This is a genomic window from Flavobacterium chungangense LMG 26729 (assembly GCF_000735715.2).
Taxonomy (GTDB): Bacteria; Bacteroidota; Bacteroidia; order Flavobacteriales; family Flavobacteriaceae; genus Flavobacterium; species Flavobacterium chungangense.
Genome location: NZ_JASY01000008.1, coordinates 307,072 through 323,731 on the forward strand (window position 1 = coordinate 307,072; position 16,660 = coordinate 323,731).

Consider the following 16,660-nt stretch of genomic DNA (forward strand, 5'->3'; position numbering starts at 1 on the left):
AGCTCATCGCTTCGTATTAGGATTTTTAATTTGTATAATCTTTCTTTAATTTTCTCATTAAGAACCTAACCCCATTAACTGTAGCTTCGTTAAAAGAATTGGTAAATATGATATACCCAATATTATTTTTTCTATCAATAGAAACTAAGGAATAATATGTTCCGGCAGTTCCGGCATGTGTAGAGAAATCCTGATTATTCTCATAGCTGTTAAACCATCCAAATGCATAATCTTCGATACCTTTATGAATCATTTCATAAGTACGGGCTTTCAAATAATTATTTTCCCCTTGAAGCCCCTGAATATTAAGCTGAATAAATTTTATATAATCCCCGAGTGAAAGATTTATATCTCCTGCAGGTTCTGTAAAATCCAAATGATAATCTGTATTTGAAGGAACCGGGACAAGTTTATTATCTTCAAATGAATGCCCCCAGGTATCATTAGCAAGCTGATTTTCCGGCCACGAAAGTTTTACTTTCATTTTTAAATCATCATTATAAACCTTATTAACCAATTGTTCCCAGCTTTTTCCCGTAATATTCTCCAACATCATTGCTGCCAAAGTATATCCTGCATTAGAATAAACATATTTCATTTCTAAATTAAGTTCAACCGGTTTCAAAGTCAGGACAAATGCTCCAAACTTATTTCTCTTTTCCTGAGCATTTCCTTTAAACTCTGGAATTATTGTATCATTTTCTCCCTGAAAAGCCTGAACTCGTGCTCTATGAGACAATAAATCCTGTAATGTAATATTATAATATTGAGGTTTGGAAGTTTTTTTTAAATCAGGGAATAAATCGAAGAATTTTGTATTCCATTTCAACTTTCCTTTTTCAACATATTTAGCAGCTATAAATGCTGTCATGGCTTTTGTATTTGAACCAATATGAAAACGATCCTTTAAAGTCGCAGAATCTTTTAAAGCTACTGAATGAAAACCCAAAGCTTTAATCTCCAAAACTTTATTTGCAGTTAATACAGCATAGCTTATTTCGGGAATATTATTTGCTTTACGGATTGAATCAGCAAATCGAATATGATTTTGAGCCTGAATAAAAGCAGACAGACTTAAAAAAAACAGGAAAACCAATTTGTTTCTCATTTTACCAATTTATAAAGTAGCATTTGCACAAATTTAGTAATAAAAAAAAGTACAAACCGAACTCTTTCCTTTTAATTATGTCCTTCTTTTTCTAGATTCGAAAACTAATTTTTAGTTAAATTTATTTTTTATTTAAAAAAAGCCCTATATTTGTAATATAATTTATTACAGTATGCTATCAGGTAAATTTGCCATCTCGGTTCACATTCTTACTTTGCTCACTAAATTCCCCAATGATTATTTATCATCTGAGTTTATTGCAGGAAGTATGAACCTGAACCCTGTTTTGGTCCGAAAAGAAATTGCAAACCTAAAAGCACATCATATTGTAGAAAGCAAAGAAGGCAAAAATGGAGGGACAAAATTATCTAAAGCAGCTTCAAATATAACTTTAAAAGAAATATTTGAAATGACTTTTGAAAACATCGGTTTGGGTTATGCTAAAAATCAGCCTAATCCGGATTGTCCTGTTGGAAAAAAAATAAATCAGAATCTCGATGCATTATACGTAGAAATGAATCAGAAAGTCTGTCAACAATTAGAAAATATTTCTCTGGAAGATTTTTCGACCCAATTTTAAAAAACCATTTTTTTAACCAAAACTGTAACTTTTTTTATTACTAAATAAATTTATATACTATGAAAATCGCAATTATTGGAGCTACGGGCTTCGTTGGAACAGCCATTTTAAATGAATTAGCAGACAGAAAACATGAAGTTACTGCCATAGCAAGAACTCCAAAAGATACTGCAAATGCGACGTGGATTGCTGCTGATGTCTATGATATTGACTCATTGGCAGAAACTTTAAAAGGTCATGATGTTGTAGTGAATGCCTTTAATCCGGGTTGGACAAATCCAAACATTTATGATGATTCCATTAGAGGATCAAAAGCAATCCAGACTGCTGTAAAACAATCTGGCGTAAAACGTTTCATCACAATTGGAGGTGCCGGCAGCTTGTTTGTGGCACCTGGTTTACAAGCAATTGACACTCCTGATTTCCCGAAAGAAATTTTTGATGGTGCAAATGCAGCGAGACATTATTTAGAAATTATAAAAGAAGAAAAAGAACTGGATTGGGCATTTTTTAGTCCTGCTTTTGAAATGCATCAGGGAACCAAAACCGGAAGAACCGGAAAATACCGTTTAGGGCTGGAAAACCCAGTTTTTAATGACGAACAAAGAAGCATTTTATCTGTAGAAGATTTAGCGGTTGTAATTGCTGATGAAATCGAAACTCCAAAACACCATCAGGTTCGATTTACTGCAGGATATTAATCAAAACTCAGAATTTAAAAGTGAGACAATTAATTCGTGTTTTAACAAAAAACAGTTTCCTAGGCAATTTTCTGCTTTTGAAACTGTTTTTGTTTTCAGTACTTTTACCATTCTAAAAAATGTGTTTTGTCAAGTTCAAATAAGCAGGCCGGCAGTTTAAACGAAAAGGCTGGAATTTCATCTCCCGAAATCACCAATGCTTCGGCAATCAGCCAAATTAAAAACAAACGCAGGCAACAGCCATCCGCTGACGAATTGATTTCAGGAATACTTTCTGGAAACCGAACAGCTCTAAGCCGTGCTATTACTTTAATCGAAAGCACAAATCCAGAACATACTGAAAAAGCAAATGAAGTTATTAAAGGATGTCTGCCTCAAGCCAATAAATCCATCCGAATAGGAATTACAGGTGTTCCGGGTGTTGGAAAAAGCACTTTCATTGAGGCTTTTGGAACTTTCCTGACGCAATTAGGAAAAAAAGTCGCCGTTTTAGCGGTAGATCCAAGTAGTTCTCTTTCTCACGGCAGTATTTTAGGGGATAAAACCCGAATGGAAGAATTGGTAAAAGATAAAAATGCTTTTATAAGACCTAGTGCTTCCGGCGAAACTTTAGGTGGTGTCGCCAGAAAAACCCGTGAGTCTATTATCCTTTGTGAAGCTGCAGGTTTTGATACTATTATTATTGAAACGGTTGGTGTTGGTCAAAGCGAAACAGCCGTTCACAGTATGGTTGACTTCTTTTTATTACTCAAAATTTCAGGTGCCGGTGATGAACTTCAGGGAATCAAACGCGGTATTATGGAAATGGCTGATGCAATTGTAATCAACAAAGCTGACGGAGACAATATCAAAAAAGCAAATCTGGCCAAAGTTGAATTTAGCAGAGCCTTGCATTTATTTCCTGTTAAAAAATCAACCTGGCAACCAAAAGTTACTACTTGCAGCGCCATAACTAAAGATGGTATTTCAGAAGTTTGGGAAACAATTTCGCAATATTTTGAAATAACTCATAAAAATGGCTTCTTTCAGGAGAAAAGAAAAGAACAAAATCAATTCTGGATGATGGAAACCATCAATGAACAGTTGAAATCAAATTTTTACAATCAGCCTGAAATTATTTCGCAATTAGAGCAAATTAAAAAAGCGGTGCAAAATAATGAAATATCACCTTTTGCAGCCGCTCAGTTATTATTGGACAAGTATAAAAAAATGTAACCTTTTCTATTTTTCGTATAGAAAATTTTATTTTTTCAACGGATATTCCCTACAGAATTTTTAGCAGTATCGTGTTTGGTTTTCAGACGTCTTTTATCTAATGCAACACCAGCTTGAGTCTGTGTTTCTAATGTAGTTCTCAACTCTGAAGCCGAATTTGATTTAACTGTTTTTTCTTTTACATTTTTAGTATCCTGAGCTTTTACGTTTGTTAAGCAGCACAATACGAATGCTGTTGTAAAAATTACTGTTTTAAAATTTTTCATGATGATTAAGTTTTAATATTTTAAAATAGATAAACAAAGCTCCTTTTTTGTTACCCCTGTTGGAAGAAAAATATTTGTTTTTAAAATAAAAAAAGCTGCAAAAAGAAAAATAGTACCTTTTGCAGCTCCAAGGATTATTTGTTTTAACGAATATTGCCAACGGAATTTTTAGCTGTATCGTGTTTGGTTTTCAAAACACCTTTTTCTATTGTAAAAGCCATTCTAACCTGAGTTTTTAAAGTATCTTTTAGTCCCGAAGTTGCTTTTTCGACAACAACGAAACTCAATTCATATTCGCCATCTGCCAGGTCAAACACCGTTTGATTTTGGTTATCCTGAATTTTTAAAATAGTATTTTCAGAATCAGGTGTTTCTGCCTTTCCAGTACGAGCATAAGAAGCTGCTGCCGCTCCTCCTCCAGCTCCAGCTAAATTGCCAACACTGGAAACCGCAGCCGAAATAATAGAACCACCCGGCATAGCACCTCCCAATAAAGAAGCTCCCTGAGACACAGCATTCCCAGCCGCGTGTAAACCCTGATTGACTTTTTCGCCAAAAGTCGCGGCTTCACTTTTGCTCAGTTCGGTTATACTTTTATTTGCTGTATTGACTTTGTATCCTTCATTTGAAGAAAATAGAACGATACATCCTCCTTCTACTAAGGTTACATTTATTTTACCTGAATTTACTTTCTCTCCAAAAGTTGCTCCCTGGGTTTGTTTGGCAACCGTAACATTCATCGAAATCCTGTTTGGCATTCCATTATTTATACCATTTATACTGCTTTTTTGTGCAGATACATCCAAAGTGCTTTCTGAAACCGAACCGGATTTAATCGCTTTTTCCTTAACAACTTTACCTTCCTGTGCTTTTACATTTGCTAAACAACATATTATAAATACTGCTGTAAAAGTGATTGTTTTAAGATTTTTCATATCGATTTAGTTTTAATCATTTATAAACAGATAAACAAAACTCATTTTTTGTTACCTCATTTTACTTGTAGGGCAAACGAATTATAAGAAACTAAAAATCAAACCATTAAAGTTACAACAATTTCATATAAATTATGATTTTGTTATTATTTAAAATTCTGATGCTAAAACAAAAAAGCTGCTAAAGAAGAAGACATTCTTCCTTAGCAGCTTTTCATTATCAAATGAGTTGCAAATTATTTTTTTACCTCTCTCAGCTTATATTTATTCTCTTTATACAAATTACCAGCGGTTATAACATGTGCCAAAGCATCTTTTGCTAATTCTTCGTTTAATTTTACAGGGATCAAAGTTGTATCATTTTTGATTTCAAATTGAAGCGGTTTCAAATTTGGCTGCATAATTACAACCTGATTTTCGACTCTGAATGCATTGATATCATTAAATTGCATAATCGATCTTCCCTGCGTTTTTGCATCCAACTGATTTAAATTTCTACCCACCATTGGCGTTTCAAACGAAAGTCCCAAATAACTTAATAACGTTGGCGGAATGTCAATCTGACTGGCCAATTTACTATACGAAACTCCTTTTGGAACTCCAGGACCCAAGATTAGAGCGGGAATATGAAATTTATTGATTGGTACTAAATTTTTTCCGTATGTTCTTGTATTATGATCGGCAATAACAATGAAAATAGTGTTTTTGAAATACGCTTCTTTTTTAGCCATTTCGAAGAATTTACCAATCGAAAAATCAGCGTATTTCATTGCATTATTAACCGTTGCAGGTTTCTTGTCATAAGGTTTGATTCTTCCGGCAGGATATTCAAATGGTTCATGATTTGAAGTTGAAAACATCAATGAAAAGAAAGGTTTATCTCCTTTTGATTTAAAATAATTATTCGCTTTGATCACCAAATCTTCATCAGAATAGCCCCAGGTTCCTTTGAAAGCATATTTATTTCCATCGGATTCAAAATCTTCCTGATCTACAATATCTTCAAATCCGTTTCCGTTGAAAAACGACGCCATATTATCAAAGTTTGCCATTCCGCCATAAATGAAACTTGTATCGTAACCTTTATGTTTTAAGGCATCCGCCAAAGTAAAAAAACCTTGTTGCGAGTTTCCAAGTTTTACTACGCTTTCTGAAGGTGAAGGCAAAAATCCGGTTACAACCGCTTCAATTCCGCGGACACTTCTTGTTCCTGTGCAATATAAATTGGTGAATAGCAAACCTTCTTTAGACAATTTATCAAACTCCGGAGTTAAAGGTTTACCTCCAAGGATTCCAACATATTCTGCACCTAAACTTTCCTGAAGAAATATCACCAGATTATAAGGTTTCTTTAAAACAGAATCAGGCTGCTGCACATGTAGAAACGGGATCTCTGCATCTGTAAAATCATTAGGTCCCGCAATCATGTATTTTTTTACACGAGCAATGGCTTCGGCTTCCTCCATTTTGCCATACATCTTGGTGTTTCCTTCGTTTTTAATCGAATAAGCGGCAAAAGCAACGGTGTAAAAAGAATTTAAACCTAAAGTATTCGTTAGCTGATCTGTAGAAAAAACAGCATTACTGGCATTAATCGGGCGTTTTGAAGTCAGACTTGAACGGGCTCCGAAAAACAATAAAAATGCCACTAACGGAAAAACTATTAATTTGAATTTGTATTCTGTACTGGTTGTATAGAAGATTTTTTTTCCTTTTTTGAAAGCCAAATAAATAACTACTCCTAAAATCAGGAAAGTAACAATAATAGAAGTCAGATAACTTTTTAAAAGCATTCCGACAACTTCCTTAGGATAAATCAGGTAATCAAGGAAAATCTTATTCGGACGTGTATCGTACTGTTTTACAAAATCCGGAGAAGCCAATTCTACAAAAAGAATCAGAAACAGAAACAGAAAACTATAAATTACCAAAAACGAGTTAGTAAACTTTAACCATTTATTAGGCAAAAAAGTAATTAAAAGCGCCGGAAGGAAAGACAAATAACATAGTAATATCAAATCCATTCGAAGACCGATTGGGAAAATATACCAGAAATTAGGTGTTTCAACTACTCTGTCTTTAAAAATAAAAAATAAAAATATTCTACTTAAAGTAGTAATCAGCAATCCGATTAAAATGAAATTTAAAACGGGTTTTAAAAAACGTATTTTTTTCATTGGAAAATTTTAATTGGTCCCGGATAGAGACGCACAACAGTGCATCTCTACTCTTCGTAACGATTTATTTCTCTGTCGTAAAAATTATTTGCCTTTTCAATTAAACCTTCCATTTCTGCATTCAATTCGGCTTCATCAAGATCCTCGGCTTCTTCTAAAAACTCAACCTCATCATCTTTTAAATTGATAATAAATCGAGGATAATCAAGATGAATGATAAAAATATCGTCTGGAAAATCTGTATTGTCTCCAAGTAAAAATTTAGGTAATTCCATGTTTAGTGTATTTTTTATGGTTCAAATTTAGGTATTTGAATCTTAATTATTGATTAATTTTTTTGTTAGATAATGAAAGTGAATATATAAAAATACTGCAGCAGAAGTTAATCCCGACAAAAGTCCAATCCATAACACCTGTGGCTTTCCATGTGCTTTAAATTTATCTTTACTCTTTTTAGCCTGCAAAGATAATCAGATGCTTTGGATTATGCCGAAATACGAAGCTAGCTTAATAGATTTGTTCTTCTAAAAGCAATAAAATACTTACTTAATTTTAACATTTCATCAAAAATGAAAGAATAAAAAGGCTCCAGTATATTTTTGAATAAAACCGAAAAAACCAGTAAAACCAAGGGATTACAACCAATAATGCATTGCCTGAATTTTAACAATATTTACATTATGTAACGATTTCGAAAAATTATATAACGACATAGCAGTACCTCAAAACTAATTTTACAACATAGTAATTAAAAAAATACACGCATGAAAAATTTACAAAACATCCGAATTTTATTTATTGCAGTCTTTGCAATGCTTTACACGACGACCTCAACTGCGCAGCAGAATGATGAAATACAAAATTATGATCAGAAATTCAAATTAGGATTTGGAGTAAGTGGAGGAATCCCAACCGATGGAGATGATTATGACTGGGCTCTTGGTGGAGATGTAAGACTTCAATATGATTTATCTAAAAGAACCTCGCTAACATTAACAACCGGTTTTACTAACTTATTTGTTGGTGACGATGTTCCTGATTTAGGTTTTATTCCTGCAAAAGCCGGTTTTAAAGCATTCGTATGGGAAGATCAGTTTTATGTTATGGGAGAAATTGGTGCGGGTTTTGCTGTAACTAATAATTATAATGAAACCTCTATTTTATGGGCTCCAAGTATTGGATATGCCGGAAAACATATTGATATCAGTTTAAGATATGAAGATTATGACAAATTCAATACCAATCAGGTTGCACTACGAGTAGCATATGGTTTTGAATTGTAAAACTAAATTCAAGTTATTTTTATTTTTTTTGGTAAACCCGATGGATTTTAATAATCTGTCGGGTTTAGTTTTTTGTTTGTACAATAAAAAAGAAATAGAATTATCCAATCATTATATTTTCTATTTCTCTCCAAGCTCTTTTTTATACATTGCGATATTTGCTTTAATCTTATCATCAAGTTCAGGTTCTTTAATATCCGTATATTTTTGCATTTCCTCCCAGATAATTTTCGCTACAATATAACGGGCCATTTCCTTGTCATCTGCCGGAATTACATACCAGGGTGCATAATCTGTTGAAGTTTTATTAATGGCTTTCTCATAATATTGCATGTATTCTTTCCAGTGTTCACGCTCTTTTAGATCTCCTGGCGAAAATTTCCAATGGTGCTTTTCTTCTTCCAAACGACGTAACAAACGTTCTCTTTGCTCTTCTTTACTCAAATGCATATAAAATTTCATCACAATGGTTCCATTTTGCGTAATATGCTTTTCAAAATTATTGATTTGCTCAATTCTGTTTTTCCAGAATTTTGGTGTAATATCTTCAACCGAATTGATTCCGGGTAAATTCTCTCCCAAAATATACTCAGGATGTACACGTGTTACCAGAACATTCTCATAATGCGTTCTGTTAAAAATAGCGAACTTCCCTTTTTCCGGCAAAGCAATATAATGTCTCCATAAATAATCGTGTTCCAACTCAGTCGAATTGGGTGTTTTAAAACTATGTACCACAACACCACGCGGATTAAATTCCTTAAAAACTTCTCTAATCAAACTGTCTTTTCCTGAAGTATCCATTCCCTGCAGACAAATTAAAACCCCATATTTATTGTGTGAATACATGACATCCTGCAAATCACTCAATTTCGCTTGAACCTTATCCAATTTTTCTTCTTTTTCATCATCATTAGCTTCGATATTAAGCAAAGTCGGAATCCTGGATAATTTTATTTTATCTGTAACTTTAAAATCATTCGGGTCTATTGATTTCATATGTGTTAATTTTAATTATTATTGGTCACATATGTTATCGCCTTTAATTGTTTTTGTTTACACAAAGATTCTATCAGTGGCGATTTCATATTTCTAAGTTTTATACAAGTAAATATACTATTTTTACGAAGCATATTCCTGCTATTCATTGCAATACTTTTCAATAAAATGCTTTTTTCCAAAACCATAACAAAGCTTCCGCTGGTCGCTTCGTTCTGTCAGGAAAAAACACATTTTCTTTTCAAAGTATTTTCATTACTATCAGGGCTAGGCATTGGTTTTCAAAACAACTTTCACTTTCATAATTTTATATCTACGTGATGAAAAAAAACTTTCTAATACTTTTACTTTTATTAGGAATTCAGGTCTTCAGTCAAAATGATGACCCTGACCAAAAATTTCACCATAAAGTTTACGGCAAATGTTTCAAGAGCTTAAAACAAATTCCTGAAACAGAAAATCAACTGCTATTAAAAGCACTATCATTTTGCAGTCTTTTAGAATGTACAATAGGTTTTGAATACTCGGAAAATAAGAAAGATACTCAGGATGCTATACTAAAGAGAGCTATTGAGATTACTAATCTGCTTTACGATGAAGGAACTCCAGTATATCTAATCAGTGGATTGGATAGCTCAGATGAAGCTGAAAAGCAAAACCAAAATATTACTGACGATAATAATTTAGTATATATTAGTGTTGGAGGATGCGTTTCCACTAATGAACTTCAAAAAATAAAACAAATTATTAATCAGCAGACATTAAAATTAATCAATAAAAAATAAACCAAAAATACCAGTACTCAAAACAACAATTCATGGAAAAATTCACATTAGAAATACTATTTCAAATCATCGGAATCGGTTCTGCCTCCGGATTATTTTTAAATAATGATTCACTTTATGTTATTGGCGACAACAGCGGATTTTTATACGAATACAACATGCAGAATAAGCAGTTAAACCAGCATCCTTTAATAGAAAATCCAACGCAAAACATTCCAAAAAACTTAAAACCGGATTTTGAATCGATCACGCATCACAACGACACACTGTATGTTTTTGGTTCCGGATCCACCGAAAACCGAAACAAAATGATTGAATTCGATCTTAAATCAAAAACGGTTATACAAAAAAATAATCTGGTCGATTTGTATGCGCTGATGCAAAATTTCGGTGAAATAAAACCCGAAGATTTCAATATCGAAGGTGCTATTTTTGATGGTGAAAACTGGTACTTATTCAACCGCGGGAACGGAATTTCGAACAAAAACACCATTTTTACCATCCATGCCAAAAATCTTGGGGAAGAATTTGCCCTGATTTCTGTCAATTACAAACTGCCAAAAATAAAAGGCGTTCGTTCCAGTTTTACCGATGCCATTTTAGTCGAAGACAAAATCTATTTCCTTTCTACCGCCGAAGACACCAAATCAACCTACGATGATGGCGAAGTCTTAGGAAGTTTCATTGGCCGAATCGACCTTAAAACCATGAAAATCGATTTTACTCAAAAAATCACGGCAACCAATAAATTTGAAGGTTTGACACTTTACAAAAAAGAGAACAATAAAATTGAGTTTCTGCTTTGCGAGGACAATGACACTGAGCTTTTGGAAACTAAGATTTATAAATTGACATTGCCGGTTAAGTAATATGATTTGTATGAAAAAAATAATTCTCTCACTAATACTATTTTTTATTCTTTCAATTGGAGGTTATCTATTTTATTACTTCAAAATAACCAATGTAGAAAAAGATAACATAGAATTTGCAAGTATAGAAGATTTAATACAAAAAGAATATCCCAAAACTTTATGCCCAAAAGATTTAAATCCAAAATCATTTATCGCACTTTTTACTGAAAGATATAATAAAAACTCCCGTTTTAATTTTGTAACAATGATAGGAGATTTTCCAGAAAATTGGGTTAAGCCAAATGATGTTCAATATCTAATTTCAATTATGCATTCTAGAGAAAAATGCTGTGGATATATGAATTTATTCTCTTCACATATGCTAAGTAAAAATGGTGAAGTTGGAGGTTTTGCCTTAATTTTTCTAAACTCTTATATTTCTCAAACAAAAATCAATTTAGGATTAAATTGTAATCCTAAAACAGATTTAGAGTCAATAAAAAAAATAGAAAAATGGTATAATAATCAATCCCTACAAACTAAGTAAATGCTCAACATTACAAACGCAGCTAAGAAACCAACTTTAATTATCGGCATCATCCTTTCAATACTCCTTCCTTTTCTGGCAATTTATTCTTCTTTATTATTCAAAGATTCAGGACTTAGTAAAGAAGCTCAATTCTATATTTCGAGATTTACAATTTGGATTTCGTTACTGCTTTTATTCCTCTATTCTTTTAAAATAGAAAAACAGCCCTTTCTGCATTGGAAAGAAACTGAATATTCATTTTCTTTTTTAACAACAGCAATATTAAAAACATTTTTAAAATTATTTCTGGCTGTTGTCTTAACAGGTCTTTTATTTATGTTATTGAAAATGAATTCTCAAAGTACTGTGTTAAATAAAGCCTTAGGGATTTTAAAAAAAAGTTATGTATTACTTTTTTTTACCTGTGTAACTGCTGGTATTACTGAAGAATTAATTTTCAGGGGCTATCTGTTGCCCAGATTAGAATTACTGGTTAAAAATCAAAAGCTGGCTATACTTATTTCCAGTTCTGTTTTTGGATTTATGCACTTTGGCTATGGCACTTTGGTGAATATTATTGGCCCAATCGTCATCGGGGTGGTATTGGCTTTGCAGTATGAAAAATACAGAAACATCAAAATTGTAATTATCTGTCATTTTTTATGGGATCTTTTTCTTTTAATGTTAAAAACAAAATAACAAATTAAGGATCAGCAAATTAAAACCTAATTTGAATTATTTTTACATTTATTTTCATCTTCGTCCCAACCTTTTTATCTTTTTCGCCCTCTTTATAATTAAAGACCAAAATTGTGATAAACGAAACGCTAATTTCTAACTGCAAAAAAATGAACCGTGATGCCCAGCGTCAGGTTTATGAGCACATGGCTCCAAAATTGTATCGTGTTTGCAAACGATACCTCAAGAAGGAAGAAGAAATAGAAGAAGCCCTGGCCGATGCTTTCTACACCATCTTTACAAAACTCGACCAGCTCAAAGAAGAAAAAGCCTTTGAAGCCTGGGCCAGAAAAATTACCGTAAATCACTGTTTGGCAACTATTAAAAAGAGCACCAATTTCAACATGTATCTTGATGATGTAAAAGTACTTTCTCAGCCTTTTACAGATGAGATTAACACATTAGAAGAAGAGGATTTACTCAATTTATTAAACCATATTCCCGAAGGCTGCAAAACGGTTTTCAATCTTTTTGTCATTGAAGGTTTCGGACACAAGGAAATTGCAGCAATGCTCAATATTTCTGAAGGCACTTCAAAATCGCAGCTCAATGCGGCCAAAACCAAGCTGAAGGAATTAGTAAATAAATTGTATTATCAAAAAGCAAAATAGTCATGGACAATCACGATAAAATATTCGATAAATTTAAAGAAGCCGCGCAAAACTCGGAACAAAAAGATTTCCCGGGAATGGAAAAGATCTGGTCGCGCGTAGAAGATAAACTGGATAAAAAAGAAGATAAAAAAACCATTGCTTTATGGAAGAAAATTGCAGTCGCAGCTTCCTTTCTGTTATTACTTTCTCTTGGATTTCAATTTTTAAAGTCAGACAAAAATCCAGTAAATGAGATTCCAAAAGTGGTTATTCAGGAAACTGAAAAATCTCAAAAACCGGATTTAAATCCAAAAAACGAAACGTTTTCTTCTGACTCCGGAATTGTCTCTAAGGAAGAAGCAATTAAAATTCTTGAAAATCAGGCAAAAAACAAAGAGAGTGTCGCCATTCATCAAGCAACCGGAATGGGATCTAGTGTTCAACTTATTGAACCGGTGGTTGTTTCTGAAATGACTCCCGAAGCTATTGCAGCTCCCCAAAAAAAAGAGGGCCTTTTTGAAGAAGACAATACTATAGTTTCAAAAAAAGAAACCAGTGAAGAAATGGGTTACTCTTCAAAATTCAAAGAAAGAGAAGCTGCTAAAGCTGCTTTTGCCGACAAACAAGAACAAAAGGCTAAAAAGTCAGCACCATTGATTGTCCTGAACGGAAATGCCATGGCACACAATGACGATTCTAAAAGAGATAAAATGATGCAGGACGAACTTCCTAATATGAGTCCGGAAAATGTAGAATCACTCGTTATTCTCGATGAACCTTTGTACATCATTGACGGCATTTATTTCTCTGAAAATGATTTATTCGGAAAAAACCCGACGAGTCCGTATGCTCCTTTAAATAAACAGGAAATCAAAACCATTACCATACTTCAGGATCTGGAAGCCACAGAAAAATATGGCGAAAAAGGCAGAAAAGGAGTTGTTATCATCACTACTAAAACTGGAAAACCGGCTCTGAAAAAATAGCCAAGACCCAAACATTAATTCTAAAACTTACTATCATGAAAAGTCTAAAACTTATTTCATTAGCCATTACTATGCTTATATGTTTCGTAACCATGGCACAGGAAAGAACAATTACAGGAATTGTGACAGATCAATCTAACATACCTCTTCCTGGCGCTTATGTAGTGATTAAAGGCACTAAAAAAAATACTCAAACAGATTATAATGGGAACTATTCTATTCAGGCACAAAAACGAGATGTGCTGGTTTTTAGTTTCATCGGCATGAGATCACAAACAAAAGTTGTTGGAGACAAAACCATTATTAATGTAAAACTCGAAGAAGAAAGCCAGTCATTAGAAGAAGTTGTCGTTACAGGTTATGCCATTAAACGCAAAAAACACCAAACAGCAGCTTCCGTACAAATAGTTCAAGGGACAGAAGTCAGAGCAAAAACTTCAAAAAAACAAGTTCAGCCAGTTACAAATGCAAGTGTTACAACAGTTCTGGAATCTTCTTCAATTTCATCTAAAAATGAACCTGTGTATATTGTTGACGGAGTTCGTATTAAAGCCGACCAAATGGCAAAAATCAATCCAAATGATATTAAAGATGTTCATATTCTAAAGAATGATCCAAATTCATCGATTCATAGCGGAACTAATAATAATGGAACTGTTATCATCACTACGAAAAATGACCTTTATAAAAATCTCTCTGAAAAAGAATTAGACAAAAAATTAAACACAATTACGCCAATCCCTGCAGAACCTTCTCAGGAAGATTATGATACATTTGTAGAAAATGCTTTCGAAAGTCCGAAAACTGCACCGCTTTCTACATTTTCTATTGATGTTGACAATGCTTCTTATACCAATATCAGACGTTTCCTAAACAACGGACAGAAAGTTCCAAAAGATGCTGTGCGTGTCGAGGAAATGGTAAACTTCTTCAAATACAATTATCCACAGCCAAAAGACCAGCATCCGTTTTCTATCAATACCGAATTAAGTGATTCTCCATGGAATTCCAAAAATAAAATCCTTAAAATTGGTTTACAGGGAAAAAACATTCCAACCGATGATTTACCGGCTTCTAATCTTGTTTTCTTAATTGATGTTTCCGGATCAATGAGCGACATCAACAAATTGCCTTTATTAAAACAATCGATGAAAATTTTGGTAAACGAATTACGACCAAAAGACAAAGTTGCCATTGTGGTTTACGCTGGGGCTGCCGGATTGGTTTTGCCTCCAACTTCGGGAGACGAGAAAAAAACTATTGTTGATGCTTTGGATCAATTAAACGCCGGAGGAAGTACTGCAGGAGGAGCCGGAATCAATCTGGCCTATAAAATTGCTTCTGAAAATTTTATTAAAAATGGTAATAACCGGGTAATCCTTGCAACTGACGGCGATTTTAATGTGGGAGATTCTTCGAATACTGATATGGAAAAACTAATTGAAGAGAAAAGAAAAACCGGTGTTTTCCTGACTTGTTTAGGCTACGGAATGGGCAATTACAAAGACAGCAAAATGGAAATCCTGACCGATAAAGGAAACGGAAATTACGCTTACATTGATAATATTCAGGAGGCAAATCGTTTTTTAGGAAAAGAATTTAAAGGATCGATGTTTGCGATTGCGAAAGATGTCAAAATTCAGATTGAATTCAATCCTAAACAAGTGCAGTCTTACCGTTTAATCGGATATGAAAACAGAAAACTTCGTCCGGAAGATTTCAAAAATGATGCTATAGATGCGGGTGAATTGGGGAGCAACCACATCGTTACGGCTTTGTATGAAATCATTCCGGCAGGAGTTTCCAGTAAATACATCACAAACCTTCCTGATGATTTAAAATACACAAAAGTTCAGGAAACTACAACCAATTTCAACAATGAACTTGCAACGATAAAATTTCGCTATAAAAAACCTGATGGCGATAAAAGTATCGAAATGGTTCAGGTGATCGAAAACAAATCTGTTGTTTTAGAAAAAGCTTCTGATGATTTTAAATTCAGTTCGGCCGTGGCCTGGTTTGGGTTAAAATTGAGAGATTCAAAATTAATATCAAACAAATCTTCTGAAGAAATTGTAAAATTAGCCAAACAAGGAAATTCAAATGACGGCGAAGGCTATAAAGCTGAATTTATTCGTCTGGTTGAAACTGCTAAAGAGTATAATTAATTTCTTATTTACATTTAAAATTAACTTTTAAAACAATGAAAAAAAGTCTTTTAGCATTATTTGCACTGTTAACAATAAATTCCTTTTCCCAAACTAAAAATTCAATTGACAAGCCTTTTATTGAAGTTTCCGGTCAAGCTGATACATTAGTCGCTCCAAATAAAATATGGATCAGTATTTTCTTAACCGAAAAAGACTCAAAAGGAAAAAAATCAATAGAAGACTTAGAAAAAGAAATGATATTGAAATTGCAAAACATTGGGATTGACATAGAAAAAAATCTAAGTATAAATGACATGTCCAGTAATTTAAAATATCATTTCATAAAACAAAATGACATTTTCAAATCAAAATCATATTTCGTTTTAGTCAAAAATGCTTCGGATGCTTCAAAAGTTTTTATTAATTTGGAAAAAATTGACATTTCAAATGTTCGAATTGAAAAGATTGAAAACACAGATGAAAAAACAATAAGACTTTTGCTTAACAAAAATGCAATCTTAAATGCGAAACAAACGGCAGAAAGTTTTACAAAACCTTTAAATCAAAAAGTTGGAAATATTTTTCAGATGAGTAACCTCAATGAAATTCCAAATCAATTATCAACAAATGAATCGCGTATTTACGGAAACAGCAACGAAAATATGCCTCAAGAATTTAACATTGAATTTGAAAAAATTAAAATTTCAAGCACAGTTCAAGTTAGATTTCTCATAGAATAATTTAATTTAGCTCTATATAAATCA

Annotated in this window: 18 protein-coding genes; 12 read left to right on the plus strand and 6 right to left on the minus strand. The window is 33.1% G+C overall.

Going from position 1 to position 16,660, the window contains the following annotated elements; all coding sequences use genetic code 11:
• Nucleotides 1-25 precede the first annotated feature (25 nt).
• Nucleotides 26-1,108 (minus strand): serine hydrolase domain-containing protein, encoded by a 1,083-nt coding sequence (locus JE46_RS15235; RefSeq protein WP_031456143.1) that lies wholly within the window; start codon nucleotides 1,106-1,108, stop codon nucleotides 26-28.
• 172 nt (nucleotides 1,109-1,280) lie between these two features.
• Between JE46_RS15235 and JE46_RS15240 the strand changes: the two genes are divergently transcribed.
• The 3 genes from JE46_RS15240 (at nucleotide 1,281) to meaB (ending at nucleotide 3,604) form a co-directional block, all read left to right on the plus strand.
• Complete coding sequence (locus JE46_RS15240; RefSeq protein ID WP_031456144.1) at nucleotides 1,281-1,688, plus strand: RrF2 family transcriptional regulator; 408 nt, start codon at nucleotides 1,281-1,283, stop codon at nucleotides 1,686-1,688.
• Nucleotides 1,689-1,747: 59 nt separating this feature from the next.
• Nucleotides 1,748-2,389, plus strand: a complete 642-nt coding sequence (locus tag JE46_RS15245) for an NAD(P)-dependent oxidoreductase (protein ID WP_031456145.1) — start codon at nucleotides 1,748-1,750, stop codon at nucleotides 2,387-2,389.
• Between the two features lie 126 nt (nucleotides 2,390-2,515).
• Nucleotides 2,516-3,604 (plus strand): methylmalonyl Co-A mutase-associated GTPase MeaB, encoded by a 1,089-nt coding sequence (gene meaB / locus JE46_RS15250; protein ID WP_031456146.1) that lies wholly within the window; start codon nucleotides 2,516-2,518, stop codon nucleotides 3,602-3,604.
• A gap of 35 nt (nucleotides 3,605-3,639) precedes the next feature.
• Here the strand turns inward: meaB and JE46_RS15255 are convergent, their stop codons facing one another.
• The 4 genes from JE46_RS15255 to JE46_RS15270 form a co-directional block, all read right to left on the minus strand.
• Nucleotides 3,640-3,870 (minus strand): hypothetical protein, encoded by a 231-nt coding sequence (locus tag JE46_RS15255; RefSeq protein WP_031456147.1) that lies wholly within the window; start codon nucleotides 3,868-3,870, stop codon nucleotides 3,640-3,642.
• A gap of 143 nt (nucleotides 3,871-4,013) precedes the next feature.
• On the minus strand, nucleotides 4,014-4,805 hold the full coding sequence (locus tag JE46_RS15260) for a hypothetical protein (protein ID WP_031456148.1): 792 nt from the start codon (nucleotides 4,803-4,805) through the stop codon (nucleotides 4,014-4,016).
• Between the two features lie 236 nt (nucleotides 4,806-5,041).
• Nucleotides 5,042-6,982, minus strand: coding sequence for an LTA synthase family protein (locus tag JE46_RS15265; RefSeq protein WP_031456149.1), 1,941 nt, complete (start codon nucleotides 6,980-6,982; stop codon nucleotides 5,042-5,044).
• 47 nt (nucleotides 6,983-7,029) lie between these two features.
• Nucleotides 7,030-7,257: a hypothetical protein gene (locus tag JE46_RS15270; RefSeq protein ID WP_031456150.1), complete on the minus strand. Its 228-nt coding sequence runs from the start codon at nucleotides 7,255-7,257 to the stop codon at nucleotides 7,030-7,032.
• Between the two features lie 489 nt (nucleotides 7,258-7,746).
• On the opposite strand from JE46_RS15270, the gene JE46_RS15275 reads away from it, so the two are divergent.
• On the plus strand, nucleotides 7,747-8,265 hold the full coding sequence (locus JE46_RS15275) for a hypothetical protein (RefSeq protein WP_031456151.1): 519 nt from the start codon (nucleotides 7,747-7,749) through the stop codon (nucleotides 8,263-8,265).
• Between the two features lie 120 nt (nucleotides 8,266-8,385).
• Here JE46_RS15275 and JE46_RS15280 read toward each other — a convergent pair whose 3' ends face one another.
• Nucleotides 8,386-9,264, minus strand: coding sequence for a PPK2 family polyphosphate kinase (locus JE46_RS15280; protein WP_031456152.1), 879 nt, complete (start codon nucleotides 9,262-9,264; stop codon nucleotides 8,386-8,388).
• 320 nt (nucleotides 9,265-9,584) lie between these two features.
• Here JE46_RS15280 and JE46_RS15285 point away from each other — a divergent pair, with 320 nt between their 5' ends.
• From JE46_RS15285 to JE46_RS15320, 8 genes are all read left to right on the plus strand, one after another.
• The gene (locus JE46_RS15285; protein WP_031456153.1) at nucleotides 9,585-10,049 is read left to right on the plus strand and encodes a hypothetical protein; all 465 of its coding nucleotides are present in this window, start codon (nucleotides 9,585-9,587) and stop codon (nucleotides 10,047-10,049) included.
• A gap of 32 nt (nucleotides 10,050-10,081) precedes the next feature.
• A complete protein-coding gene (locus JE46_RS15290) occupies nucleotides 10,082-10,918 on the plus strand; it encodes a DUF6929 family protein (protein ID WP_031456154.1) in 837 nt (278 codons plus the stop codon).
• Nucleotides 10,919-10,928: 10 nt separating this feature from the next.
• Complete coding sequence (locus JE46_RS15295; protein ID WP_031456155.1) at nucleotides 10,929-11,447, plus strand: hypothetical protein; 519 nt, start codon at nucleotides 10,929-10,931, stop codon at nucleotides 11,445-11,447.
• A complete protein-coding gene (locus JE46_RS15300) occupies nucleotides 11,448-12,128 on the plus strand; it encodes a CPBP family intramembrane glutamic endopeptidase (protein ID WP_031456156.1) in 681 nt (226 codons plus the stop codon).
• 149 nt (nucleotides 12,129-12,277) lie between these two features.
• On the plus strand, nucleotides 12,278-12,778 hold the full coding sequence (locus tag JE46_RS15305; protein ID WP_031456157.1) for an RNA polymerase sigma factor: 501 nt from the start codon (nucleotides 12,278-12,280) through the stop codon (nucleotides 12,776-12,778).
• 2 nt (nucleotides 12,779-12,780) lie between these two features.
• On the plus strand, nucleotides 12,781-13,746 hold the full coding sequence (locus JE46_RS15310) for a hypothetical protein (RefSeq protein ID WP_031456158.1): 966 nt from the start codon (nucleotides 12,781-12,783) through the stop codon (nucleotides 13,744-13,746).
• A 35-nt stretch (nucleotides 13,747-13,781) separates the two neighbouring features.
• Nucleotides 13,782-15,914, plus strand: coding sequence for a vWA domain-containing protein (locus JE46_RS15315; protein ID WP_031456159.1), 2,133 nt, complete (start codon nucleotides 13,782-13,784; stop codon nucleotides 15,912-15,914).
• A 35-nt stretch (nucleotides 15,915-15,949) separates the two neighbouring features.
• Nucleotides 15,950-16,636: an SIMPL domain-containing protein gene (locus JE46_RS15320; protein WP_051872898.1), complete on the plus strand. Its 687-nt coding sequence runs from the start codon at nucleotides 15,950-15,952 to the stop codon at nucleotides 16,634-16,636.
• Nucleotides 16,637-16,660 lie beyond the last annotated feature (24 nt).